Source organism: Pseudomonas akapageensis (genome assembly GCF_011355085.1).
In the GTDB taxonomy this organism is placed as follows: domain Bacteria; phylum Pseudomonadota; class Gammaproteobacteria; order Pseudomonadales; family Pseudomonadaceae; genus Aquipseudomonas; species Aquipseudomonas akapageensis.
The window spans coordinates 1-25,205 of sequence record NZ_VXCP01000023.1; the positions used below are offsets into that span (position 1 = coordinate 1).

The 25,205-nt window shown below is 61.7% G+C and carries 19 protein-coding genes; 5 read left to right on the forward strand and 14 right to left on the reverse strand.

Annotated elements, in window-relative coordinates; genetic code table 11:
• The coding region (cobJ, locus tag F2S13_RS16465; RefSeq protein ID WP_166362636.1) for a precorrin-3B C(17)-methyltransferase at positions 1-1,545 on the forward strand (1,545 nt) is incomplete at its 5' end.
• Between the two features lie 136 nt (positions 1,546-1,681).
• On the opposite strand, the gene F2S13_RS16470 is transcribed toward cobJ, so the two are convergent.
• From F2S13_RS16470 to F2S13_RS16535, 14 genes are all read right to left on the reverse strand, one after another.
• A complete protein-coding gene (locus F2S13_RS16470; RefSeq protein WP_166362638.1) occupies positions 1,682-2,278 on the reverse strand; it encodes a MarC family protein in 597 nt (198 codons plus the stop codon).
• Between the two features lie 84 nt (positions 2,279-2,362).
• Positions 2,363-5,137 (reverse strand): response regulator, encoded by a 2,775-nt coding sequence (locus F2S13_RS16475; RefSeq protein WP_166362640.1) that lies wholly within the window; start codon positions 5,135-5,137, stop codon positions 2,363-2,365.
• Positions 5,138-5,240: 103 nt separating this feature from the next.
• Positions 5,241-6,536, reverse strand: a complete 1,296-nt coding sequence (gene purD / locus F2S13_RS16480) for a phosphoribosylamine--glycine ligase (protein ID WP_166362642.1) — start codon at positions 6,534-6,536, stop codon at positions 5,241-5,243.
• Between the two features lie 155 nt (positions 6,537-6,691).
• A complete protein-coding gene (gene purH, locus F2S13_RS16485; RefSeq protein WP_166362644.1) occupies positions 6,692-8,299 on the reverse strand; it encodes a bifunctional phosphoribosylaminoimidazolecarboxamide formyltransferase/IMP cyclohydrolase in 1,608 nt (535 codons plus the stop codon).
• 84 nt (positions 8,300-8,383) lie between these two features.
• Positions 8,384-8,704, reverse strand: a complete 321-nt coding sequence (gene fis, locus F2S13_RS16490) for a DNA-binding transcriptional regulator Fis (protein ID WP_166362646.1) — start codon at positions 8,702-8,704, stop codon at positions 8,384-8,386.
• Positions 8,701-9,714: a tRNA dihydrouridine synthase DusB gene (gene dusB, locus F2S13_RS16495; protein ID WP_166362648.1), complete on the reverse strand. Its 1,014-nt coding sequence runs from the start codon at positions 9,712-9,714 to the stop codon at positions 8,701-8,703. The genes fis and dusB overlap by 4 nt, the downstream gene beginning before the upstream one ends.
• Positions 9,715-10,002: 288 nt before the next feature.
• Positions 10,003-11,265: a DUF3426 domain-containing protein gene (locus F2S13_RS16500; protein WP_166362650.1), complete on the reverse strand. Its 1,263-nt coding sequence runs from the start codon at positions 11,263-11,265 to the stop codon at positions 10,003-10,005.
• A 40-nt stretch (positions 11,266-11,305) separates the two neighbouring features.
• Positions 11,306-12,184 (reverse strand): 50S ribosomal protein L11 methyltransferase, encoded by an 879-nt coding sequence (prmA, locus tag F2S13_RS16505; RefSeq protein ID WP_166362652.1) that lies wholly within the window; start codon positions 12,182-12,184, stop codon positions 11,306-11,308.
• A 217-nt stretch (positions 12,185-12,401) separates the two neighbouring features.
• Positions 12,402-13,757, reverse strand: coding sequence for an acetyl-CoA carboxylase biotin carboxylase subunit (gene accC, locus F2S13_RS16510; RefSeq protein WP_166362654.1), 1,356 nt, complete (start codon positions 13,755-13,757; stop codon positions 12,402-12,404).
• Between the two features lie 17 nt (positions 13,758-13,774).
• Positions 13,775-14,236 carry an acetyl-CoA carboxylase biotin carboxyl carrier protein gene (gene accB, locus F2S13_RS16515; protein WP_166362656.1) on the reverse strand — a complete coding sequence of 154 codons (462 nt, stop codon included), beginning with the start codon at positions 14,234-14,236 and terminating at the stop codon, positions 13,775-13,777.
• 90 nt (positions 14,237-14,326) lie between these two features.
• Entirely contained in the window at positions 14,327-14,779 is a 453-nt protein-coding gene (gene aroQ / locus F2S13_RS16520) for a type II 3-dehydroquinate dehydratase (RefSeq protein WP_166362658.1), read from the reverse strand.
• Positions 14,780-14,952: 173 nt separating this feature from the next.
• On the reverse strand, positions 14,953-16,731 hold the full coding sequence (locus F2S13_RS16525; protein ID WP_166362660.1) for a protein-disulfide reductase DsbD: 1,779 nt from the start codon (positions 16,729-16,731) through the stop codon (positions 14,953-14,955).
• 192 nt (positions 16,732-16,923) lie between these two features.
• Complete coding sequence (locus F2S13_RS16530) at positions 16,924-18,885, reverse strand: methyl-accepting chemotaxis protein (RefSeq protein ID WP_166362662.1); 1,962 nt, start codon at positions 18,883-18,885, stop codon at positions 16,924-16,926.
• A gap of 108 nt (positions 18,886-18,993) precedes the next feature.
• Positions 18,994-20,610 carry a diguanylate cyclase gene (locus F2S13_RS16535; RefSeq protein WP_166362664.1) on the reverse strand — a complete coding sequence of 539 codons (1,617 nt, stop codon included), beginning with the start codon at positions 20,608-20,610 and terminating at the stop codon, positions 18,994-18,996.
• A gap of 285 nt (positions 20,611-20,895) precedes the next feature.
• Here F2S13_RS16535 and F2S13_RS16540 point away from each other — a divergent pair, with 285 nt between their 5' ends.
• The 4 genes from F2S13_RS16540 (at position 20,896) to speA (ending at position 25,164) form a co-directional block, all read left to right on the forward strand.
• Complete coding sequence (locus F2S13_RS16540; RefSeq protein ID WP_166362666.1) at positions 20,896-21,969, forward strand: DUF2333 family protein; 1,074 nt, start codon at positions 20,896-20,898, stop codon at positions 21,967-21,969.
• 3 nt (positions 21,970-21,972) lie between these two features.
• The gene (locus F2S13_RS16545; protein WP_166362668.1) at positions 21,973-22,509 is read left to right on the forward strand and encodes an NUDIX hydrolase; all 537 of its coding nucleotides are present in this window, start codon (positions 21,973-21,975) and stop codon (positions 22,507-22,509) included.
• Positions 22,510-22,680: 171 nt separating this feature from the next.
• Positions 22,681-23,052, forward strand: coding sequence for a translation initiation factor Sui1 (locus F2S13_RS16550; RefSeq protein WP_166362670.1), 372 nt, complete (start codon positions 22,681-22,683; stop codon positions 23,050-23,052).
• Positions 23,053-23,250: 198 nt separating this feature from the next.
• Entirely contained in the window at positions 23,251-25,164 is a 1,914-nt protein-coding gene (gene speA / locus F2S13_RS16555) for an arginine decarboxylase (RefSeq protein WP_166362672.1), read from the forward strand.
• Positions 25,165-25,205: the final 41 nt, after the last annotated feature.

Here is a 25,205-nt window from a genome sequence, read left to right on the forward strand (position 1 = left end):
CGCCAGCTCTATCAGCAAGACCCCCCCATCATCGCTTTGTGCGCGGCGGGTATCGTCATTCGCAGCCTGGCTGGCGTGTTGCTGGAGAAGGGGGCCGAACCTCCGGTTCTGGCCGTGGCCGAAGACGGCAGCGCCGTGGTGCCGCTGCTGGGCGGGCTGGGTGGGGTCAACGTGATGGCGCGGGAAATTGCCGCGGGGCTTGGCGTTGCCGCGGCGATTACCACCAGTGGCGAACTGCGCTTTGGTACCTGCCTGCTCAACCCGCCGAGCGGGTATGCACTGGCGGACCTGGAGCTGGGCAAACGCTTCGTCAGCGATTTGCTCGCCGGTGAAACGGTACGGATCGAAGGTGCCGCGCCCTGGCTGGAGCAGGCTCGGTTGCCGGAAGATGCCCAGGCGCGCCTGGCGATTCATGTCGGCTGCACCGAGCGCGAGCCTGCCGCCAACGAGCTGCTGATCTATCCGCGCAATGTGCTGGTTGCCGTCAGTGCCCAACTGCCCGATCTGGCCAATTCAGTGCGTGAGGCATTGCATCAGGCCAGGATCGCGCTGCCATCGCTGGCCTGCCTGTTGGCTCCCGATACGGACATGGCCAGTCCGGCCTTGCGTGACGCTGCGCTGGAGCTTGGTGTGGCCTTGCGCTTCGCACCGGCGGCAGGTTCGGTCAGCGAACTGGCCGAACGGGCGGTGCCGCAGTTGCTCCCGCCGATCAGTGTCAGTGAGCAGTTGGCAATCGCGGTCGCCAAGCAGCCCATCGACCCGCAGGCCATCGGCCGACCACGCGGGCGTCTGGCTGTCATCGGCCTGGGCCCGGGTGCGGCGGAACTGATGGTGCCGGCGGTCAAGGCCGAACTGGCCCGGGCCAACGATGTGCTGGGTTATGAAACCTATGTGCGCATGGCCGGGCCTTTCCGTGCGGATCAGGTCTTGCACTGCACCGACAACCGAGAAGAAATGCAGCGTGCCCGTCATGCTTTCGAACTGGCGGCTCAAGGGCGTTCGGTCGTCGTAGTTTCATCCGGCGACCCGGGTGTATTCGCCATGGCTGCTGCGGTGCTGGAAGCCTTGCATGAGTCCACCGAGCCTGGTTGGCATTCGGTGGAGCTGGAGATCCTGCCGGGGGTTTCCGCGTCCCTGGCCACCGCCGCTCAGGCCGGTGCGCCTTTGGGGCACGACTTCTGCGTTCTGTCGCTGTCAGACAACCTGAAGCCCTGGGACATCATCGAAAAACGCCTGGACCTGGCCGCCCAGGCTGACCTGGCCCTGGCCTTTTACAACCCGATCTCCCGTGCCCGTCCCTGGCAGTTGGGCCGGGCGCTGGAAATCGTCGGCCAACACCGCACGCCGGACACACCCGTGGTATTGGGTCGCGATATCGGTCGACCGGGGCAGACGCTGCGGGTGGTCTCGCTGGGGGCATTGACGCCGGATCAGGTGGATATGCGCACGATGGTGTTGATCGGCTCGTCGACGACCTGTGTGTTCCCTCGTGCTGATGGTGGGGAGTGGGTCTATACGCCGCGGTGGTACGGGCAGAAACCCTGAGAACCTCCTGTGCTCTCGTTCCCACGCTCTGCGTGGGAATGCCTCCTGCGACGCTCTGCGTCGACGCCGGAGCGTCTGGCACTGCATTCCCACGCGGAGCGTGGGAACGAGAGTACAGTCGGGGTGGCGAGTAGTCTTACGGCACCATATAGCCCTTGATCCCGGTAAAGATGATCTGCGCCGCCAGCGCACAGACGAACAACCCCATCAACCGACTGACGATCTGCAGGCCCTGCTCGCCGAGGATGCTTTCTATCCGATGCGACAGGAACAGCACCAGACCTACGGTGAAGCTGGCCAGGCCGACGCCCAGGATGGCGATGACCTTGTCGTCCCAGTGTGGCTGGCCGACACCCATGACCAGCAGTGCACCGATGGTGCCGGGGCCGACGGTGATCGGGATGGTCAGCGGGACGATGGTCACGTCCTGCTGCACATTATCGGCTTGCACGGCCGATTTGCCCTGGGCCATGCCCAATGCCGAGATGAACAGCACGCTGCCCGCGCCAATGCGAAAAGCGTCGGCTGTGATGCCGAAGACGCCGAAAATCACCCGCCCGAACAAGTACAGCAGCACGCTGGAAATCACGGTGCCCAGGGCCACTTTCCAGGCCAGGCGCTTGCGCTCCTTGCTCGAGTAGCCGCGTGTAAGGCTGATGAAGCAGGACAGCACGAAGAATGGGCTGTAAAGCACGAGCATCTTCAAGTAAACGCTGAACAACACATGGAGCATGGTCTGGGCTCGAAACAGGGATGGGCAGGGGAGAGTCTATCAGGCGATTGCAGCGAGCTTTATGCCCGGTAGCAAAAGACTGTATCAGCAGGATTTCGCCTGGTTGGAGCCTTGCTCGCGCATGGCAACCCAATGCTCGATCAGTTCGCGTAGTTGCGACAGCTCGATGGGCTTGGCCATGTGGCCATCCATGCCGGCCTGGCGTGCGCGTTCCTTGTGCTCGGCGAGGATGTGTGCGGTCAGCGCAACCACGGGCGTGCGCTGGCGGTGGTTGCCGACTTCCCAGGCGCGCAGTTGCTGGGTCGCGGAAAAGCCGTCGAGCACGGGCATTTCGCAGTCCATCAATACCAGGTCGTAGCGCCGCGCTTTCATGGCGCGCAGTGCTTCTTCACCATTGCTGGCGGTGTCGGGTTCCAGGTTGAGCTTGCCGAGCATGCCGCGAATCACTTTGGTGGAAATGCTGTTGTCTTCGGCCACGAGGATGCGGAAGTCGCTGGGAACATCCATCGGCGGCGTTGCAGGTGGGATGTAGGGCGCTGAAAGCATGCTGGTGTTGTTGCGCTGGGCCAATTCGTCGGCCAGGGTGGTCTTGAGGGTATATCCGGCCACGGGTTTGGCCAGGATGCGCTTGATCCCGGCGTTGCGAGAGATGATCTTGCTCGGCGCATTGCTGATCCCGGTGAGCATGATCAGCAGGATGTCGTGGTTCAGGCTGGGGTCTTCCTTGATCTTGGCGGCCAGTTGCATGCCGGTCATGCCGGGCATGTTCTGGTCGAGCAGGACCACGTCGAAATAGTCGCGCAGGTGTGCCTTGGTGCGCAGCAAGGCCAGGGCTTCCTTGCCCGAGGGGGCGGCACTGACGTTCATGCCCCAGGCACTGCACTGCTGGACCAGGACCTTGCGACAGGTATCGTTGTCATCGACTACCAGCACGCGAGCGCCCTTGAGCGGAATATCGAGATCGGCGGCAGGCTGCTCCAGGCGATCGGGGTCCAGCGGCAGGGTCAGCCAAAGCGTGCTGCCCTGGTTATTGCTGGATTTGATGCCGAACTCACCCTGCATCAGCATGATCAGTTGCTTGGCGATGACCAGCCCCAGATGCCCGCCGAGCTTGTTGTTGGAGAGGAAGTTCTTGCGGTGCAGCTCGGCCTGCATCAGGGCATCGCGCTCGGCGGCGGGCATCGGCTCGCCGCTGTCCTGGACCGCGATGCGCAGGCGTGGTCGGTCGCTGCGTTGGTCCAGGGCGACGACCAGCAGGATCTCGCCCTCGTCGGTTTTTTTCAGGGCGTTGTCGAGCAGGCTCAGCAGGGTCTGGCGCAGGCGTGTCGGATCACCGCTGATGACCCGGGGGACTTGCGGCTGGGTGAAACTGATCAGCTCGACATTCTGCTGCTCGGCCTTGGCGCGGAAGATGTTCAGACAATCCTCGATCAAGGCATTGAGGTCGAACTGCACATCATCGAGTTCGATCTGCCCGGATTCGAGCCTGGAGATATCGAGGATTTCGTTGATCAGCGTGAGCAGTTCGTTGCCGGCGCTGTGGATGGTTTGCACATAGTCACGCTGCTTGACCGACAAGGGCGTGCCGAGCAGCAGCTCGGTCATGCCCAGCACGCCGTTCATCGGGGTGCGGATCTCGTGGCTGATCTTGGCCAGGAATTCGGCCTTGGCATTGACCTCGGCAGTGCTGGCTGCCAGCGCGCGGCTGGCGCTGAATCGGGCTTCGGCGATGCTGCGCAGCCGTTCACTGACGGCCAGGTTGAGCAGCAGGCCGCTGACTCCGGTAAACGCCAGCAAGACGAACAGCAGCCATTGGGTTGGGGTGCGGGTCAAGCCCAGCAACGCGGGCAATATCACCAGGCAACCGAGGTTGAAGATCAGCATGGCCACGGTGAACAGCCGGGCCGGCGGGTAACCTTTGTGCCAGTGAAAGGCGCCCACCAGGAGCATGCTCAAGCTGCTGAGCGCGACCAGGGCATAGGTCATCAGATTCAGCGGCAAGGTCTCGACGAACAGCAAGAGCAGACCACAGACGCCCACCAGCAGCATTTCGTTGAGCAGCACGCGATTGAGCGGGACATGCCCGCGTGGGGTAAAGAAACGCAGGGTGAACATCAAACCGGCCAGGGCCGCGAGCAAGGCGGTGAAGTAAGCCGCCGGTGTTTGTGCCGGGTGCCACTGCGACAGCCAGGGCCCGCTCAAATTGAGCAGTATCAAGGCGCTGCACAGCATCAGCAGCTGGTAAACACTGAGCCAGAGACTGCTGCTGGAGCGCGAATAGGCATAGCGCGTCACGTTGTGCAGCACCAGCATGACCAGGCAACCGAACAGCAGGCCGAACAACAACGGCTGGCGCTGGTCGGTGGCGGCAACGACGGCGGGCACCAGGGCAATGCTGGGGCGCAGCTGATGCTCCGAGACCAGGCGCAGGTAGATATCCAGCGGCTTCATGCGGGTGGGCAAGGGCAGCACGTGATCGCTGCTGGCCAGGGGCAGGTCTGAAGGGGGGAGGCCGTCGTCACTGTGCTGCTGCTTGAGCAGGGTGTCGCCGTCGAGTACGTAGAGATCGAGCTTGGCCAGGTCCGGGGCAAAGATGCGCAGGAGCTGTTCCTGCTCACCGGCGGGCAAGCGATAGTGCAGCCAGAGTGCGCTCCGAGGCTCGGCGGCGTTCAACTGGTCGAGTTCGATGGGGCTGAATTGGTTGCGATAGCGTTCCGAGCGGACATCGCTCAGTTGCAGGCTGGCCTGATCATCGAGCAATACCGCCCAGCCACTGCCTTGCTCGGCGAAAGCCGGGAGCATGCAGAGCAGGGTCAGCAGGCTGACGGTGAATCCTATGGCAATCCTGAGCCAGCGCACGGCGAAATCCCTTCGTAGGTGAATGCCTGTTGATAACTATGCGCAGCAAGCTCAGCGGCTGGCAAGAGCCCTTGGGCACCTGCCAGCCGACACCCCCGGAAACTTACTCCAGGTCCTGGCCACGCTCACGGGCAATGGCTCGGTAGCCAATGTCCTTGCGATAGAAGCTACCTTCCCAATCAATCTTGCCTGCCAGTTGGTAGGCTTGCTGCTGCGCGGCTCCGACGCTTTCGCCCAGGGCGGTGGCGCACAGTACCCGGCCACCGGCCACGATGACGTTGCCGTCCTTGAGCGCGGTACCGGCATGGAACACCTTGCCATCGAGCGCGGCTGCAGCGTCAAGACCGTTGATCACGGCGCCCTTGGCGTAGTCGGCAGGGTAACCGCCGGCAGCCAGGACGACGCCCAGGCTCGGGCGTGGATCCCACTGGGCTTCCACCTTGTCCAGGGCCTGGGCAAAGGCAGCCTCGACCAGCAGGACCAGGCTCGACTGCAGGCGCAGCATCACCGGTTGGGTTTCCGGATCACCGAAGCGGCAGTTGAACTCGATGACTTTCGGGTTGCCCGCCTTGTCGATCATCAAACCGGCGTACAGGAAGCCAGTGTAGACGTTTCCTTCTTCGGCCATGCCGCGCACTGTCGGCCAGATCACCTGGTCCATGACGCGCTGGTGAACTTCGGCAGTCACCACAGGCGCAGGGGAGTAGGCACCCATGCCGCCGGTGTTGGGGCCGGTATCGCCATCGCCCACGCGCTTGTGGTCCTGGCTGGTGGCCATCGGCAGGACGTTCTTGCCATCGACCATGACGATGAAGCTGGCTTCTTCGCCATCGAGGAATTCTTCGATCACCACGCGCGAACCGGCGTCACCGAAGGCATTGCCTGCGAGCATGTCACGCACGGCGTCTTCGGCTTCGGCCAGGGTCATGGCCACGATCACGCCCTTGCCGGCGGCCAGGCCGTCGGCCTTGATCACGATCGGGGCGCCTTTTTCACGCAAGTAAGCCAGGGCAGGCTCGATTTCGGTGAAGTTCTGGTAATCGGCGGTCGGGATCTTGTGGCGCGCCAGGAAGTCCTTGGTGAAGGCCTTGGAGCCTTCGAGCTGAGCGGCGCCGGCGGTCGGGCCGAAGCAGTCCAGGCCACGGCTGCGGAACAGGTCGACGACGCCGGCAACCAGCGGGACTTCCGGGCCGACGATGGTCAGCGAGACGTTCTTCTCGGCGAAGTCGGCCAATTGCTCCAGGGCCAGGACGTCGATGGCGACGTTCTCGCACTTGGCTTCAATGGCGGTACCGGCGTTGCCCGGGGCGACGAAGACCTTCTCGACGCGCGGGTCCTGAGCGACTTTCCAGGCCAGGGCGTGTTCACGTCCACCGCTGCCGATGATCAAAACATTCATGTCAAAAACCTCGATGAAGCGAATTCGGGATGGAGTGCATAGTTATGTAGCCGCTGCCGAAGGCTGCGCTCGACCGCAAAGCGGTCGCAGACCGGTCGAACGCCGGAGCCCCTGACGGGCCTCAGCGCAGCCTCCGGCAGCGGCTACAGGGTCCATCAGTGACGGAAATGACGCATGCCGGTGAAGACCATGGCGATGCCTGCTTCGTCCGCTGCTGCAATCACTTCATTGTCACGCATCGAACCACCCGGCTGGATCACGGCGGTGATGCCGACCTTGGCCGCGTTGTCGATGCCGTCGCGGAACGGGAAGAACGCATCGGATGCCATGACCGCGCCCTGTACCTGCAGGCCGGCGTGCTCAGCCTTGATCGCAGCGATGCGGGCAGAGTTGACACGGCTCATCTGGCCGGCGCCGACGCCGATGGTCTGGCGGTTCTTGGCGTAGACAATGGCGTTGGATTTTACGAACTTGGCCACTTTCCAGGCGAAGATCAGGTCGTGGATTTCCTGTTCGGTCGGTGCACGCTTGGTCACCACCTTCAGGTCATCGGCGCTGATCATGCCGATGTCGCGGCTCTGTACCAGCAGGCCGCCGTTGACGCGCTTGTAGTCCCAGGCAGCGGCACGGTCGGCCGACCATTGGCCACAGGCCAGCAGGCGCACGTTGGCTTTGGCCGCGACAATGGCGCGGGCCTCGTCGCTCACGCTTGGGGCAATGATCACTTCAACGAACTGACGGTCGACGATCGCTTTGGCGGTCTCGGCATCCAGCTCGCGGTTGAAGGCGATAATGCCGCCGAAGGCCGACTCGGTGTCGGTAGCGTAGGCCAGCTCGTAAGCCTGGCGGATACCGCCTTCGGCATCAGGGCTGACCGCAACGCCGCATGGGTTGGCATGCTTGACGATGACGCAGGCCGGCTTGACGAAGCTCTTCACGCACTCCAGCGCGGCGTCGGTGTCGGCCACGTTGTTGAACGACAGCTCCTTGCCTTGCAGCTGGGTCGCGGTGGCGACACCGACTTCGGCAGGCTTGGCTTCAACGTAGAACGCCGCGCTCTGGTGCGGGTTCTCGCCGTAGCGCATTTCCTGGGCCTTGACGAACTGCGTGTTGAAGGTGCGCGGGAACTCGCTGCGATCGGAGGTCGACAGGGTCTCGGCGGCCTGGTCAACAGTGCCCATGTAGTTGGCGATCATGCCGTCGTAGGCGGCGGTGTGTTCGAACGCCTTGAGCATCAGGTCGAAACGCTGGGCGTAGGTCAGGCCGCCGGCTTTCAGGCTTTCCAGCACTTGGCTGTAGTCGCTGGCATTGACCACGATGGCCACGTCCTTGTGGTTCTTGGCCGCCGAGCGAACCATGGTCGGGCCGCCAATGTCGATGTTCTCGATGGCGGTCGGCAGGTCGCAGCCCGGCTTGGAGATGGTGGCTTCGAAGGGGTAGAGGTTGACTGCGACCAGGTCGATCGGCTTGATCCCGTGCTCGCTCATGATGGCGTCGTCAATGCCGCGACGGCCGAGGATGCCGCCGTGGATTTTCGGGTGCAGGGTCTTGACCCGGCCGTCCATCATTTCGGCAAAGCCGGTGTAGTCGGCGACTTCGACTGCCGCGACGCCATTGTCCTGCAGCAGCTTGAAGGTACCGCCGGTGGACAGGATTTCGACCCCGAGGGCTTCCAGTTCACGGGCGAATTCAAGGATCCCGGTCTTGTCGGAAACGCTGATCAAGGCGCGGCGGATCGGCAGGCGGGTAGTCTGGTCGGTCATTTCAGTTTCCATCTAAAGCAGAGGAGTCAGCAAAAAAGGCGACCTCAATGATTGGGAGCCGCCTTTTCTGATTTGAATGCATGCTTACAGCAGATCGTACTGTTTGAGTTTCTTGCGCAAGGTGCCGCGGTTCAGGCCGAGCATTTCGCTGGCCTTGGTCTGGTTGCCCTTGACGTAGTTCATCACGCTTTCGAGCAACGGAGCCTCGACTTCGGAGAGCACCAGGTTGTACACGTCCGTGACGGCTGCGCCTTCAAGATGGGCGAAATAATTGTGCAGCGCCTTCTCGACGCTACCGCGAAGGGTCTGGCCTTCTTCGCTCGGCGTGTTGAGGTGCTGTTTCAAATTAACGTTGTCGCTCACGGGTGTTGTTCCACTCTCTAAAGTCTCGGTCATCATCGTCATGCGGCCACCCCTTGTCCGTCCCCTGTCACCAGGCTCTCGTAACGTTCGCTGAAAAAATTGCGAACGTTGGCGCACTGCGCTTCCGTATCTTCCAAACGATTGAAGTGGCTGCGGAACTCCCTGGCACCCGGCAGGGTCGCCAGATACCAGCCGACATGTTTGCGGGCGATACGGACGCCCATCACATCGCCATAGAAGGCATGCAGCGCGGCCAGGTGTTCCAGCAGAATTCGTTCCACTTCGCTCAAGTGCAGCGCCGGCAGTGTTTCGCCGGTCCGCAGGTAATGCTCGATCTCGCGAAAGATCCACGGCCGCCCTTGGGCAGCCCGGCCAATCAACAGGCCATCGGCACCAGTCGCTTGCAGCACGTACCGGGCTTTTTGCGGGCTGTCGATATCGCCATTGGCAAAGACCGGAATCGATACCGACTGCTTGATGGCAGCAATGGTGTCGTACTCGGCCTCACCTGTGTACAAGTCGGCGCGGGTCCTGCCATGGACCGCCAGCGCTTGAATCCCGGCGTCTTGCGCGATTTTCGCGACAGTGATGCCGTTTTTGTTCGACCGGTCCCAGCCGGTACGAATTTTCAAGGTGACGGGCACCTCGACAGCGGCAACCACGGCGTGAAGGATCTCGCGCACCAGGTCTTCGTCTTTCAATAAAGCAGAGCCGGCAGCCTTGTTACAGACTTTTTTGGCTGGACAACCCATGTTGATATCTATGATCTGTGCACCCAGCTCGACATTGGCCCTGGCGGCTGCCGCGAGCATCTGTGCATCCCCACCGGCGATCTGTACCGAGCGGGGCTCGGGATCACCCTGGTGAATCATGCGCAGACGCGACTTGCGGCTGTTCCACAGGCTCATGTCGCTGCTGACCATTTCCGACACCACCAACCCTGCGCCCAGTCGTCGGCAAAGCTGACGAAAGGGCTGGTCCGTCACCCCTGCCATCGGGGCAAGGATCAAACCGTTCTGCAGTGTGTATGGGCCGATGCGTACCGCCGACATAGGTGTTCCCTGTGGTGGGGCCGGATCATTAGAGTTCGAAAAAAGGGTTGGCATAATACCCGCTCTCGATGACCGGATAAAGGTCGATTTGGATAAAATCTGAACAGTTACTGGCTTATGCCTGTCGGTTTGGTTGCTCGGCAGGCTGTGTAGCCGCTGCCAAAAGGCTGCGCTGGAGTCCCGCAGGGGCTCCCCGGCGATCTTGAGATCCTGCGCCTGCTACGCATGCGAGCGTCGCAGCGGCGCACCGAGCCTTCGGCAGCGGCTACAGGGAGTGTGTTGTGTCAGCTATTCCGGTGAGCGGAAGCTGAGGCTGTAATTCACGGCCTTGGGGCCCGGATCGAGGATGTCCAGGGCGATGTGGATTGGTGTTTGTGGTGGCATTTCTGCCTTCCCGGCCAGGTCACCACTCAGGTATTCGCCGGGTTTGAAGCGACGGCTGGCAATCAGTTGGCCGTTGAGGTCGGCGAAGCGCAACTCCAGCAGGGGGAAGGGCTGCGAAAACGTCGCGCGGTTATAGATGATCGCATCCACAATCAACGCACCGTTGAACTCCGGATGGCTGCGCACCACCAGGTTGCTGCTCTTGATCAGGGCTATATCGACCTTGGAGGGTACCGTGCAGCCGATTTCGGGGCACAGCTGCTGGAACCAGGGGCGGTACTGGTCCTGGCGCGCCAGTTCGTCGAAGTGGTACCAGATGTATTGGCCGGCCAGTGCGGCGGCGGCGAGCAGGATCAGCAGCAGCCAGAGCACCCGGCGCCCCCACGGGCTGCGACGCTTTTGCCAGTCCAGTTGCAGCGGGTCGTCGACCAGGTCGAGCAGGGGGTCGTCGTGCAGCGCCGGTTCGCTGCGCGGGTGTTTTTCTCGCGTTCGGGCGGTATCGGGCTCGTGCTCTTCGACGGGCTCCAGATCGTTGTTGGCGTCCAGTGCCGAGAAGTGTTCACGGTGCTCATGGCGAACCGGTGGTTCGTCGGTGTGCAGCGGTGCGGTCTCGGGCGTTTCATCCAGATCGATGTCGCCGAGCGAGAGCGACGGCTCGGTGCGCTCGTGAGGCGCCGGCTCAAGGTCCAGCGGGCCTTGGTCGATGATCGGCGGCAGGGGCTCGACTATTTCGTCCAGCGCTTCCCGCTCATTGGCTGGCTCGCTGAACAGGCTGTCGGGCCAGCTTTCATTCTCGGTGTCCGCAGTGTCGCGGTGCGCGCTCAGTGAGTCTTTGTGTGGCGCGAGGGCATGGCTGAACGCGGTGGTCGGTTCTATTTCCCGTTGCTCGAGTTTGGCCAGTTCGCCGTCCAGGTCGAGCTCGTCCAGGTCGAGTTCGGCAGCAGACCACTCGTGGTGACTGGCAACGAGTGGTTGTGTGGCTTGCGGCGCAGGCGCGGATGCCGGGGTTTCCTTGGCTGCGCTTTGTTCAAGCAATTGCCTCGCGGCGTTGAACACCTGGAGACAGGCACCACAACGCACCACTCCGCGCGCCACACTCAATTGGTTGTGGCTGACGCGGAAGCTGGTCTGGCAATGAGGACACTGGGTGACGAAACTGTCGGTCATGCGGCATTCCGGGTTGTGCAGATGACCATTCTAGGCGCTCTCAGCGACGACGACCACTGATGCGTACCCAGCCATCGCGGTTGGCGATAGGGTCGAGGTCGAAGTCTTTGGCATAAGCGGCGGCAACTTCCTCGCCTTGCTCGGCCAGGATCCCTGAAAGTGCCAGGCGCCCGCCGGGCTTGACCAGGCTCGACAGTTGCGGTGCCAGCGACACCAGCGGGCCGGCCAGGATGTTGGCGACAACGACGTCGGCCTGCTCTTTTGGCAGATCTTCCGGCAGATAAAGTGGAAAACGCTCTTTGGCGATGTTGTTGCGCTCGGCGTTGTCGCGGGAAGCTTCGAGGGCCTGGAAGTCGATATCGGTGCCAACGGCCTGTTTTGCCCCTAGCAGCAGGGCGGCAATGGCCAGGATGCCCGAGCCGCAGCCGAAGTCCAGGACTTCACAGTCCTTCAGGTCCTGGCCATCGAGCCATTCCAGGCACAGTGCGGTAGTCGGGTGGGTGCCGGTACCGAAGGCCAGGCCTGGATCGAGCAGCAGGTTGACGGCGTCGGGCTCGGGGGCTGCGTGCCAACTCGGCACGATCCACAGGCGCTGGCCGAAACGCATGGGCTGGAAGTTGTCCATCCAGCTGCGCTCCCAGTCCTGGTCTTCGATCACTTCGCTGTGATGCTCCGGCAACGGGCTGCCAGTCAGCAATTCCAGGTGGGCCAGGACGCTGGCGGCTTCGGTGCCGCCTTCGAACAGGGCCAGCAAATGAGTGTGCGACCACAGTGGCGTGGTGTTCAGTTCCGGTTCGAAAATCGGCTGGTCTTCGGCATCCATGAAGGTTACCGAAACAGCGCCGACTTCGAGGAAGGCGTCTTCGTAGGTTTCGGCTTGTTCCGGGCTGATGGCCAGGCGTACTTGCAGCCAAGGCATGGCGGGCACCTTTGAATAATGCGAGGCGGGGTTTAGCCGCGAAAGCCGGTCAGTTTACTAGAATGGGGGGGTAAACACGAATGTGGCCGTGGAATGTGCAAGGCACAAAAAGGATCACGACCGCTTCGCGCTCGAGCGCGAAGCGGTCGCAAAAATATTAAGGCCAAAAAAAGCCCCCGGCCAAGGCCGAGGGCTTTTGTGCTGCTGCAACCCGAACTTATTCCTGGCTGGCCAGTTTGTGTTCCAGGTAGTGGATGTTGACACCACCTTTGCAGAAGCCTTCGTCACGAACCAGATCGCGGTGCAGCGGGATGTTGGTCTTGATCCCGTCGACAACGATTTCGTCCAGCGCATTGCGCATGCGCGCCATGGCTTCGTCACGGTCCTTGCCGTAAGTGATCAGCTTGCCGATCAACGAGTCATAGTTCGGTGGTACGGCATAGCCACTGTACAGGTGCGAGTCGACGCGAACGCCGTTGCCGCCTGGTGCGTGGAAATGCTTGACCGTGCCCGGGCTCGGGATGAACTTCTTCGGGTCTTCGGCGTTGATCCGGCACTCCAGGGCATGACCGCGGATAACCACGTCTTCCTGGGTGTACGACAACTTGTTGCCAGCGGCGATGCTGAGCATCTCCTTGACGATGTCGATGCCGGTGACCATCTCCGATACCGGGTGTTCTACTTGCACGCGAGTGTTCATCTCGATGAAGTAGAAATGGCCGTTCTCGTAGAGGAACTCGAAGGTGCCGGCGCCACGGTAGCCGATCTCGATGCATGCGCGAACGCAGCGATCGAAGACTTCCTGGCGGGCTTTTTCGTCGATGCCCGGTGCTGGCGCTTCTTCCAGTACCTTCTGGTGACGACGCTGCAGGGAGCAGTCACGGTCGCCCAGGTGAATGGCATGACCCTGGCCGTCGGAAAGTACCTGGACTTCCACGTGACGTGGGTTGGTCAGGAATTTTTCCAGATAGACCATCGGGTTGCCGAACGCGGCACCGGCTTCGCTGCGAGTCAGCTTGGCCGAGGAGATCAGGTCTTCTTCCTTGTGCACGACGCGCATGCCGCGACCACCGCCGCCGCCAGCGGCCTTGATGATCACCGGGTAACCGACCTGGCGACCGATCGCCAGAGCGGTTTCCTCGTCTTCAGGCAGTGGGCCGTCGGAACCGGGAACAGTCGGTACGCCTGCTTTGATCATCGCGTCCTTGGCCGATACCTTGTCGCCCATCAGGCGAATGGTGTCGGCTTTCGGGCCGATGAAGGCAAAGCCGGATTTCTCGACCTGCTCGGCGAAGTCGGCGTTTTCCGCGAGGAAACCGTAACCGGGGTGAATCGCCGTGGCGCCGGTGACTTCGGCCGCCGCGATGATCGACGGAATGTGCAGGTAAGACTGGGCGGCTGACGCCGGGCCGATGCAGACCGATTCGTCCGCCAGGCCCAGGTGCATCAGGTCCTTGTCGGCCTTGGAGTAAACGGCAACAGTCTTGATGCCCAGTTCTTTGCAGGCACGCAGAATCCGCAGGGCAATTTCACCGCGGTTGGCGATCAGAACTTTTTCCAACTTCGCAGACATCGTTGGCTCTCCGCGGTTCAAACGATGGTGAACAGCGGTTGGTCGTACTCAACCGGCTGGCCGTCTTCGACGAGAATGGACTCGATCACGCCGCTGGTTTCAGCTTCGATGTGGTTCATCATTTTCATCGCTTCGACGATGCACAGTGTGTCGCCTTTCTTCACGGTCTGGCCGACTTCAACGAAAGCTGGCGAAGTTGGCGAAGCCTTGCGGTAGAAGGTACCGACCATTGGCGAGCGGGCAACGGTGCCGTTCAATGCCGGTTTGGCAGGCGCTTCTGCAGCGGCGGCAACCGGTGCTGGTGCGGCGGCAGCTACAGGGGCTGCTGCGGCAACCGGAGCTGGCGCGTAGTACTGCTGGGCTGGAGTCTTGCTGTGGCGGCTGATCCGTACGGATTCTTCGCCTTCACGGATCTCGAGCTCGTCGATGCCGGATTCTTCCAGCAGTTCGATCAATTTCTTAACTTTACGAATATCCATTAATCATCAACTCCCAAGGGTCGGTCAGGGGCGCATATGCTGTGTATTCAAACTTTCTAAAGGCCTCGTCTTGCAACCAGGCTCTCGAAATCAGGGTTTTGCAGTGGCTGCCAATTGCTCCAGGGCGGCTTCCAGGGCCAGTCGATAACCACTGGCGCCGAGGCCGCAGATCACACCTACCGCGACATCTGAAAAGTAGGAGTGATGGCGAAATGGCTCGCGCTTGTGCACGTTGGACAAATGCACTTCGATGAATGGGATGCTCACCGCCAGCAACGCGTCACGTAATGCGACGCTGGTGTGCGTAAAAGCTGCCGGATTGATGATGATGAAATCCACGCCTTCACTGCGGGCAGCATGGATTCGGTCGATCAATTCGTACTCGGCATTGCTTTGCAGGTACTGCAGATGGTGGCCGCCAGCACGGGCGCGCTGCTCCAGGTCCTGGTTGATCTGGGCCAGGGTCACTGCACCGTAGACGCCTGGCTCGCGGGTGCCGAGCAGGTTCAGGTTGGGGCCGTGCAGTACCAGTAGGGTTGCCATCTGCGGTTTCCTTCTCGAGTGTGCCGATTCAATGCGCGCCGACTATGCCGCAAAGCGCAGCGCACTGTCCAGTTGCCTGCAATAGCCAGCACGATGAGCGATATTCACGAGAAATTTGTGACCGATATATTAATTTTGGTCATCTGGGCCGCCAGATCGACGGCCCTCAGAGGTTATAGACCCAGATCGGGACGAACGCTCGACAAATGTTCGGCAAATTTGCCGGCTTTTACCTCGCCAATCACTCTGGCGGGGGTAATTTCGCTGCCGTTCGCGGAAAAAAACAGAATGGCCGGCGGACCGAACAGCTTGTAGCGGTCGAGCAGGGCGCGTTGCTCCGCATTGCTTTGGGTCATGTCGAAACGTATCAGGCGGATGCCCTTGAGCTGTGCGATCACTTCCGGCGCGGTCAACACTTCGTGTTCGATGACCTTGCAGCTGATGCACCAGTCGGCGTACCAGTCCAGGGCCAGGGGTTGGCTGGCTTTTCTGGCTTCGGCCAGAACACTGTCCAGCGCGGCGGGCGTGTTGATGGTTTGCCAGTCGCCGCGGGTATCGGCCACTGCGACTTCGCTGCCTGTCGGCGTGCGGCCGAGTGGTTTGAACGGGTCGCTCTGCCCGCTGAAAGCGCCGTACCAGCAAGCCAGGGCATACACCATCAGGAGCAGGCCAAAAAGTTGCGCCAGGCGTTGACTGGTCGGCTTGGCAATGAACTCCAGAGCGCCGAGGAAGATCCCGACGCCAGCGGCAAGCAGGCCTACCAGCAGGAGTGTGATCTCACCGGGCAGTACACGGCTGAGCAACCCGACCGCCAGGGCCAGCAGCAGGACGCCGATGGCGTTCTTGACGGTAATCAGCCAGGGGCCACTCTTGGGCAGCCAGGTGGCGCCGCCGGTGGCGACCAGCAACAAGGGGGCGCCCATGCCCAGGCCCAGGGAAAACAGCTTGAGCGCTCCGCCGGCAGCGTCGCCGCTGGCGCTGATATAGAGCAGCGCACCGGCCAGCGGGGCCGAGACGCAGGGTGAAACCAGCAGGCTGGAAACCACGCCCAATACCGCCGCGCCCAGCAGCGAGCCGCCGTGGGTGTGCCCGGCGACCCATTCCAGGCGCGAGCTGACGGCGTGCGGCAGCTTCAGTTCGAAAAGACCGAACATGGCCAGGGCGAAGAGCACGAAGAACAGTGAGAAGGGCACCAGTACCCAGGCCGATTGCAGGCGGGCTTGCAGATTGAGTTCGGCGCCGAACACGCCCATCAGTGCCCCCAGCAGGGCGAAGCACGCAGCCATGGGCAGAACATAGGCCAGCGACAGGCTGAACCCGCGCCAGCCGCCGACCTGCCCGCGCAGAACGACACCGGAAAGAATTGGCAGCATCGGCAGTACGCACGGGGTGAACGTCAGGCCCAGTCCGGCGAGAAAGAACAGTGCCAGCTCTTTCCAGTTCCAGCCCTTGGCTGCAGGCGCAGCGGCGACATTGAAGGCGCCTTTGCCCTCGATGTTCAGGCGTTCGGTTTCCGGCGGGTAACACAGCCCTTTATCGGCGCAGCCCTGGTAGGTTACGACCAGGGTGAAGGGACGCTGGTCGTTGGCGCTGCGCGGCAGATCGATATCGAGAATGCCGTGGTAGACCTCCACATCGCCAAAGAACTCGTCATGCTTCTTTTCGCCAGCGGGCAGTTGTGCAGTGCCCAGGGCGATGTCGACAGGCTCGGTGCGGAACTGGAAGCGGTGTCGGTACAGGTAATAACCTTCGCTGGCAATGAAGCGCAGCTTGATCGTCTGGGCGTCGCTTTGCACCAGGCTCAGCTTGAAGGCTTCGCGCACCGGCAGGAATTCGTCACTGTTGTTGAGCGGCGCACCGCCGAGGGTCGCACTCGGACGGCTGTCGAGCAGGCCGGTGCCGAAGGCGGGCACGGCCAGAGCCAGTAACAGGAGGAAAAACAGGCGGCGCATAGTGTTCTCGCGAAACAGATGTGAACGCATGATAGCGGAGTGCGGCGGGGACTGCAGGGGGTGGGGTTGTAAGCCGGGGTTTCGTGGTTGGCTGTGAAGGCCTCATCGCTGGCAAGCCAGCTCCCACAGAGAATTTGTGTGCGCCGCAAGACCCCTGTGGGAGCTGGCTTGCCAGCGATGAGGCCCTACAGGTCAAACCCGAAATGCCTGCACCGCCGTATGCAACCGCCCACCCAACACCAGCAACTGCTCCCCTTCATGCCGCCCTTCACCAATACGCTGCAGGTTATCCTCACCCAGCAGGTGAATACGCTCACTATGGTCGCGGATCTCGCTGACCGCTCCACTTTGATGGGCCGTCGCATCGGCGATCCGCGATGCAGTTTCAGCGATGGTCTGGATCGCCGTGACGATTTCATCCAGCGCACCATCCGCCGCCTGGGCCTTGTTGGCGGTTGCTTCGGCATGTTCGACCTGGGCCCGCATGCCTTCCACCGATTGCCGGGCGGCCTGTTGCAGGCCGGCGATCAGGGTCTGGATTTCTCCGGTGGCGCCAGCGGTTCGTTGCGCCAGGGAGCGCACTTCTTCGGCGACCACGGCGAAGCCTCGGCCCATTTCGCCGGCGCGTGCGGCCTCGATGGCGGCGTTAAGGGCCAGCAGGTTGGTCTGATCGGCAATCGAGCGAATGACGGTCAGGACGCCGCCGATCGTCGCCGATTCTTCGGCCAGTTGTTCGATCATCTGCGCATTGCCCTGCACTTCGCCGACCAGTGCATGCAGCCCGGTCAGGCTCTGGCCGATCACTGCCTGGCCCTGTTGCACGGCGCGACCGGCATCGCGGCTGGCGTCGGCTGCCTGGCTGGCGTCGCCGGCGACCTGCTGGATAGTCGCTTCCAGTTCACCCAGTGCATCGCGGATCTGCGCCGTGTCGCCGGCCTGGCGTTCGGCGCCGCTGTGCAGTCCGCTGCTCAGGTCGGCCAGCGCCCGGCTGCTGTCAGCCACTTGTTCGGCGTTTTTGTGGATAGTCCCGACCAGGTCGACCAGGTAGGCGCGCAGCCGGTTCAGGGATTCCTGGATGTCATGCATTTCACGGTTGGTGCTGCCCAGGACGATCGGCCGGCTGAAGTCGCCTTCGGCCCAGTTCGACAGCGCCGGTGCCAGGTTGGTCAGCACCCGGGCAAGACGCCGCTGCAGGGTATCGATCAACAGGGCAATCAACAGGATCAGGGCGATCATCACGCCCTGCATGACCCTCACTTCGCCCTGGATGCGCCCGTGCTGGCTGCGTACTTGGGGCTCGAGGCCGGCGATGGCGGTTTTGACTGCAGCCATCCGGTCGATGGCGCTGGTGGCCAGGTCGGTCCTGTGCTGGATCTGTTCGCGAGTACGGTTCAATTCGGCGGGGTAGCGTTTGAGCAGGCCCTGCAGTTCGCGCTTGAGGTCCACACCCGCGTCCTGCGCTTCGGACTTCGCGTCGCTCTGCAGCCCCATCATGGCGGCGAAATCATCGGTACCGGATTCGTGACTGGCGGTTACGCCCAGTAGAGGCAGGCTTTCGATGGCCTGAGCCTGGCTGGCGATAGCAGCCAACTCGCGCTCGACATCGACGGCAAGCTCGCTGCGCCCGCTGCTGACCAGCTTCTCCCGAGCCAGTGACATCCGCGCCAGGTGCTGGGCGGCACCGAACAGCGGCGATTGATAGCGCGCTGAATCGGGGTTGCCACTGCCTTCGGCGTATTGCGCCAATTGCTCGAGGCTGGCGCCTATCTCGCGCTCGGCTTGCAACAGCAAGGCCTGAGGGTCGCCGGCCAGCTTGCCGGCGGCGAGCAGATCGGTGCTGCTGAAGGCCTGCAGCGCGTCCAGGCTCGGGCGGATTTGCCCGGCCAGCTCTGCAGGCAACTGGGCGCTGTCCTGCTGCAACGCGTCAATGGCCTGGGTGGCGCTGCTGTGGCGCAATGCATCACCGCTGGCCAGGTAGTCCTGAATGCTGCGCTCGACCTGGTCTTGAAACTGTTGTGACAGTCCCAGGTAACGCTCCATCAGCAGGTAAGGTTGCTCCAGTGCGCGTTGCGACCACCAGAGCGTGGCGCCCAGGGCGATGCAGACGGTGACCAGCAACAGGGTATTGAAATTGGTGAGGAGTTTCAGGCGCATGCTCAGGTACTACCAACGATCGGATCGTAAGTGCCTGAAGTTATTGCGTTTTGATGACAGGGTTATGACGGTGGCGGCCTTGCGCGGAAAAATACTAGCAGTTTGCCTTTAGTTCTCGACGCGCTGGATCTTGTTGCGTCCAGAACCCTTGGCGCGATAAAGCGCCTTGTCAGCGAGTGTGGCCATCACCAGGCTGTCCGACCCTTCGCACAACTCCACAACCCCGGCGCTGAAAGTGCACGACAGGTCGCGGGGCTGTGCGGGGTAGTGGATTTCGGCAAAGCGTTGGCGAATTTCGTTCAGGACCTGGTAGGCCGCTGCCAGGTCCGTATCAGGCATGACGATGGCGAATTCTTCGCCACCATAGCGACCGATGAAGTCGGTCTTGCGCAGGCGTTGCTTGAGAAACAGCGCAAGGCTCTTGATGACGCGATCCCCCATGGGGTGGCCATGACTGTCGTTGACCTTTTTGAAATGGTCGATATCGAGCATGGCGAAGCTCAGCGGCTTGCCTTCGCGCCGGGCCCGGTAGCTGCAGTCTTCGAGCAATTGCAGGATATGCGTGTGGTTGTACAGCCCCGTCAGGCTGTCGCGGACCATTCGAGCCTTGAGGTTGCGCGCCCGCGAGGCGCGGTTGCGTACGGTGGTGATCAGGTGACGCGGCTGGATCGGCTTGGTCAGGAAGTCATCACCACCTTCGCTCATGGCGTCGAGCTGCTTCTCCAGATCGTCTTCGGCCGACAGGTAGATGATCGGCACGCTGACGTAGCGATCGTTGTGGCGGATGACCTTGGCCAACTCCGTACCGGTACAGGCCGGCATGTACATGTCGAGAATGATCAGGTCGGGCTGGAAGTCGGCCAGTTCGGCCATGGCCCGGATCGGATCGATAAGGGTTCGCGTGACGATCCCGGCACTGTTGAGCAGGCGTTCGGTGTGCAACGCCTGGGCTCTGGAGTCATCGATGATCAGCACCTTGAAAGGTTCGTATTGGGCAACGCAGGTGAGGGCTTCGACTTTCTCCAGCAGACTGGAGGCTTCAAGCGTGCCGGTCAGGAACTCCTCGGCGCCCGCGCGTACGGCAGCCAGGCGCGTCGGCGTATCGGTTTCGTGCAGGCTGAAGAACAGCAAGGGGATTTTTTGCTCCAGGCCTTCCTGGGCCTGGGCTGCCAGGATCAAGCCCTGGCCAGGGCCGCAGAAGTCGACATCCATGACGATTGCCGCCGGTAGCCGTTCGACCATGGAGGCGCGAAACTCAGGGACACTCTCCAGCGACTGGGTCAGCAGGCCAAAAAACTCCAGTTGCTTGGCCAGGCGTTCGCCGCGCTCATGGTCTTGCAGCATCAGATAGATGGGTTTGCGCAGGGGCGGCAGCTGGGTTTGCTCCAGGTGATCGCCATGGCGCAGGCCGGTACGCGACAGGCGTTGCATCAGCCGATTGAGCTCATGGATCAATTCGCTGCTCAGGCGCCCGCGATTATCCTCGACGGCCAGCAGCGTCTGGCTGATCGTTTGCGCCAGCCGAATGTGTTCGGCTTGCTCGAAGCGTTCAGCGAATCGCAACAGGCGCAAGTTGGCTTCGGAGAGTTCGGCCAGATCGTTTTGCGACCACTCGCTGCGTTGCAGGCGCTGCCAGATCTCAAGAATTTGACGAGCTTGATGAATGACCCGCTGGGCAAAGTGATGCTTGAGACGCTCACGGTTGGGTTCTTCTGGCTCGGTCATGTCCTGACTACTTGTTAGGGTGAGGCTGGAGTCGAGTGGTGGCCCTATGCTAGCACCTCTTTTCCTGCAAGCGGGATGTCATACGTCAATAAACCGCCAACTTTAAGATTCATTTTGTGACCGATGAGTCACTTATGCTTGTGCGCGCGCTTCCTTTATAGTGCAGAACTCCTGTGGCAATCCCGACCACGACAGCCTGGCGAAAAGAACGCGGCCAGGCCTGAGGTTCGATGCAATGGGATTGCAGTCGAAACATTGAATAGACGTGATCGAAAGGACATAGCCATGCTGGACTGGAAAAACCGTACAGGCAAAGCGCAGGCGCGCGAGCGCGTCGATGCCAGAGGGGCTGATGCACGCAGTTACTTCAGTGGGCTGTTGTTCAGCCGCGCGCTCGGTACATTACTGTTCCTGTACCTTCTGGTGGCCGCCCTGGTGGGCTGGTACTGGAGCCAGGAGCCCGCTCTGTTTCCCGTGCAACAGAATGCACAAGCAGCCGCCGAGCGCGAGGGCAGGCAAATGGTGGTCGGCTATACCACCATCGAAACCCTCAAGACTGTCGCCGGTACGCTGATGAGCAAACCAGGCGGCTACATCTCCAACGACCGGTTCCCGCCGGGGCTGTGGATGGATAACATGCCCAGCTGGGAATACGGCGTGCTGGTTCAGGTTCGCGACCTGAGCCGTGCCTTGCGCAAGGATTTCGCCCGCTCCCAGTCCCAATCGACCGAAGACGCGGATCTGGCCCGGGCCGAACCGCGCTTCAACTTCGACAACAAGAGCTGGGTGTTGCCGTCCAGTGAGTCGGAATACCAGGAAGGCATCAATTCCCTGAGCCGCTATCAGGCACGCCTGACTGGCACGGATCAAAAAGGCGCCCAGTTTTATACCCGCGCCGATAACCTGAACAACTGGCTGGGCGATGTGGCTACGCGCCTGGGCTCGCTGTCGCAACGGCTGTCGGCCAGCGTCGGTCGGGTCAAGCTCAACAGCTCGTTGAAAACCGAGGTCATTGCCCCGGGCCAGGTGCCGCAGGTCGACGAAGAGATTGTCGAAACGCCATGGTTGCAGATTGACAACGTGTTCTATGAAGCCCGTGGTCAGGCCTGGGCGCTGTCGCACCTGCTGCGTGCCATCGAAGTCGATTTCGCCGATGTACTGGCCAAGAAGAATGCCACCGTCAGCGTGCGCCAGATCATTCGTGAGCTGGAAGCGTCGCAGGAGCCGCTGTGGAGTCCGATGGTGCTCAATGGCTCCGGCTTCGGGGTGTGGGCCAACCACTCGCTGGTCATGGCCAACTATATTTCCCGGGCGAACGCGGCGGTCATCGATCTGCGTCAACTGTTGTCACAGGGCTGAGGCATGCCAATCTCCGAAAGCGAGGCTGCCCATCGAGCGGCCTCCGATGCCGAAACCATCGCCTGGGTCGATGAGCAGGACCAGCTGTTGGGCGCCTTGCCCCGCGCCGAACTGCGCGAGCGCGGCCTGATCGGCCGAGGCACCTACATCCTGCTGTTCAACTCTGCCGGTGAACTGTGCGTGCACCGACGCACCCTGAGCAAGGCGATTTACCCCGGTTACTGGGATGTGGCCGCCGGCGGCATGGTCCAGGCCAATGAAAGCTACGCCGAGTCCGCTGCCCGGGAGCTGGAAGAGGAGCTGGGGGTGGCAGGCGTCGAATTGCATGCCCACGAGCATTTCTTTTTCGACCAGCCCGGCAACCGGCTCTGGTGCGCAGTGTTCTCGGCCGTCTGGGACGGGCCTTTGCGCCTGCAGCCGGAAGAAGTGATCGAGGCGCGCTTCCTGTCATTGCCCCAGGCACTGGAAGACAGCCGACAAAAGCCTTACTGCCCCGACTCCCTGGCTGCACTGAACCGATTTATAGCCAACCAGAAATAAGGTCGCGAATGCTGTGCAAAATGGCGCAGTTTTGTACTTAGCAAGCGATGCATTTGTCGTTACACTGCGCGACCTTTTCAAGCTGAAGCAGGGCTTTGGCTGCCCCTGCCAGAGTGGGGCTTCGCGGTCGGCCCCGGTCGACCAGTTTCTATCCTCCGAAGAGGATCAAAGGTGGCCAAGAAAGCCGCATCCTTCGCCGCCCTGGGCGGCCTGGTGTTCTCCACCGACTCGGGTCGGCACTGTCCTGACTGCCGTCAGCCGATAGATGCCTGCACCTGTAAACAGACCGCTATCCCCGAAGGGGACGGCATTGCCCGTGTGCGCCGCGAAAGCAAAGGCCGCGGTGGCAAGACGGTCACCACGGTCAGCGGCGTGCCGCTGGCACTCGAAGAGCTCAAGGAGCTTGCGACCAACCTCAAGAGGCGCTGCGGTACGGGCGGCTCATTGAAGGAAGGGGTCATCGAGATCCAGGGTGATCATGTCGAGCTGCTGTTGGCAGAGCTGACTAAACTTGGCTTCAAGGCCAGGAAGTCCGGCGGCTGATCTCCACCATCCCGCGTTTTGTCTCGACGTCCGGTACTCCCGGAACCGTTCGGCTGCGCGGTTTGATCAATGCTTTTCTAAACTCGATTTGAATCCTGGGGTCTATTCCCAGGATTCAGGTAATCGTCATCTACATTTCATACATTGCTCGCAGCCAATTTCGGGCAGTGTTTTTTGACTTTTCTATAGGGGACTTCGATGTCCGTACGACGCACACGCAAAGACGATGGCAGCCAATGGACAGTTGCGGACAGCCGCAGTGTTTATGGGATACGCCATTGGGGGGCCGGGTACTTCGCGATCAACGAGGCCGGGCGCGTCGAAGTCCGTCCAAATGGTCCGACCAGCGCGCCGATCGACCTGTATGAACAGGTCGACGAGTTGCGCAAGAGTGGCCTTTCCCTGCCATTGCTGGTCCGCTTCCCGGACATCCTGCAGGACCGCGTGCGCCAGCTGACCGGTGCCTTCGACGCCAACATCGAGCGCCTGGAATACCAGAACGTGTATACCGCGCTGTACCCGATCAAGGTCAACCAGCAGGAGGCGGTGGTCGAGAACATCATCGCCACCCAGAACGTTTCCATCGGCCTTGAAGCCGGTTCCAAGCCCGAGTTGCTGGCCGTGCTGGCACTGGCACCCAAAGGCGGCACCATCGTCTGCAACGGTTACAAGGACCGCGAGTTCATTCGCCTGGCCTTGATGGGGCAGAAGCTCGGTCACAATGTCTTCATCGTCATCGAGAAAGAGTCGGAAGTGGCGCTGGTGATCGAGGAAGCGGCCGATCTCAAGGTCAAACCACAGGTTGGCTTGCGCGTGCGTCTATCTTCGCTGGCCTCGAGCAAATGGGCCGATACCGGTGGCGAGAAGTCCAAGTTCGGTCTGTCGGCCGCACAGTTGATTTCGGTGGTCGACCGCTTCCGCGCGGCCGGTCTGGACCAGGGTGTGCGCCTGCTGCACTTCCACATGGGCTCGCAGATCGCCAACCTGGCCGACTACCAGCACGGCTTCAAGGAAGCGATCCGCTATTACGGCGAGCTGCGCGCGCTGGGCCTGCCGGTCGATCATATCGACGTCGGTGGTGGCCTGGGCGTCGACTACGACGGTACTCACTCGCGCAATGCCAGCTCGATCAACTACGACATGGACGACTACGCCGGTGTCGTGGTCGGCATGCTCAAGGAGTTCTGCGATGCTCAAGGCTTGCCGCACCCGCACATCTTCTCCGAGAGCGGTCGCTCGCTGACCGCTCACCACGCCATGCTGGTGGTCCAGGTGACCGACGTCGAGAAGCACAACGACGAAGTGCCTGAGATCGAAGACAAGGAAAGCCTGCCTGAAACCGTTCAGTGGCTGGTGGACCTGCTCGGCCCGACCGATATCGAAATGGTCACCGAGACCTACTGGCGCGCTACCCATTACATGAGCGATGTGGCCGCCCAGTACGCCGACGGCAAGATCACCCTGGCCCAGAAAGCCTTGGCCGAGCAGTGCTACTTCGCAGTGTGCCGTCGCCTGCACAACTCGCTCAAGGCGCGTCAGCGTTCCCACCGTCAGGTGCTCGACGAGCTCAACGACAAGCTGGCCGACAAGTACATCTGCAACTTCTCGGTGTTCCAGAGCCTGCCTGACACCTGGGCCATCGGCCAGGTACTGCCGATCCTGCCGCTGCACCGCCTCGACGAAGAGCCGATGCGCCGCGCCGTATTGCAGGACCTGACCTGCGACTCCGACGGCAAGATCAACCAGTACGTCGACGAGCAGAGCATCGAGACCAGCCTGCCTGTGCATGCGGTCAACGAGGGCGAGGACTACCTGCTGGGTATCTTCCTGGTCGGTGCCTACCAGGAAATCCTGGGCGATATGCACAACCTGTTCGGCGACACCGACTCGGTGAACCTCTACCAGAACCCGGATGGCAGCGTATACAGCGCCGGTATCGAGACGCACGACACCATCGAAGACATGCTGCGCTACGTGCACCTGTCGCCGGAGGAGTTGATGACGCACTACCGCGACAAGGTTGCCAGCGCCAGGATCAGTGCGAGTGAGCGCACGCAGTTCCTGGATGCCTTGCGTCTTGGGTTGACTCGGTCTTCTTACCTGTCGTCTTGAGTCCAGGCCGGTTCCTCGTTCCCACGCTTCGCGTGGGAATG

Coding starts and splice junctions, on each gene's coding strand:
- accB (WP_166362656.1), bottom strand. CDS start 14,236: ATGGATATTCGTAAAGTTAAGAAATTGATCGAACTGCTGGAAGAATCC.
- purH (WP_166362644.1), bottom strand. CDS start 8,299: ATGACCGACCAGACTACCCGCCTGCCGATCCGCCGCGCCTTGATCAGC.
- prmA (WP_166362652.1), bottom strand. CDS start 12,184: ATGCCTTGGCTGCAAGTACGCCTGGCCATCAGCCCGGAACAAGCCGAA.
- F2S13_RS16545 (WP_166362668.1), top strand. CDS start 21,973: ATGCCAATCTCCGAAAGCGAGGCTGCCCATCGAGCGGCCTCCGATGCC.
- F2S13_RS16535 (WP_166362664.1), bottom strand. CDS start 20,610: ATGACCGAGCCAGAAGAACCCAACCGTGAGCGTCTCAAGCATCACTTT.
- F2S13_RS16530 (WP_166362662.1), bottom strand. CDS start 18,885: ATGCGCCTGAAACTCCTCACCAATTTCAATACCCTGTTGCTGGTCACC.
- aroQ (WP_166362658.1), bottom strand. CDS start 14,779: ATGGCAACCCTACTGGTACTGCACGGCCCCAACCTGAACCTGCTCGGC.
- dusB (WP_166362648.1), bottom strand. CDS start 9,714: ATGTCGGCGGTACGCATCGGCCCATACACACTGCAGAACGGTTTGATC.
- F2S13_RS16470 (WP_166362638.1), bottom strand. CDS start 2,278: ATGCTCCATGTGTTGTTCAGCGTTTACTTGAAGATGCTCGTGCTTTAC.
- F2S13_RS16540 (WP_166362666.1), top strand. CDS start 20,896: ATGCTGGACTGGAAAAACCGTACAGGCAAAGCGCAGGCGCGCGAGCGC.
- accC (WP_166362654.1), bottom strand. CDS start 13,757: ATGTCTGCGAAGTTGGAAAAAGTTCTGATCGCCAACCGCGGTGAAATT.
- purD (WP_166362642.1), bottom strand. CDS start 6,536: ATGAATGTTTTGATCATCGGCAGCGGTGGACGTGAACACGCCCTGGCC.
- F2S13_RS16525 (WP_166362660.1), bottom strand. CDS start 16,731: ATGCGCCGCCTGTTTTTCCTCCTGTTACTGGCTCTGGCCGTGCCCGCC.
- speA (WP_166362672.1), top strand. CDS start 23,251: ATGTCCGTACGACGCACACGCAAAGACGATGGCAGCCAATGGACAGTT.
- fis (WP_166362646.1), bottom strand. CDS start 8,704: ATGACGATGATGACCGAGACTTTAGAGAGTGGAACAACACCCGTGAGC.
- F2S13_RS16500 (WP_166362650.1), bottom strand. CDS start 11,265: ATGACCGACAGTTTCGTCACCCAGTGTCCTCATTGCCAGACCAGCTTC.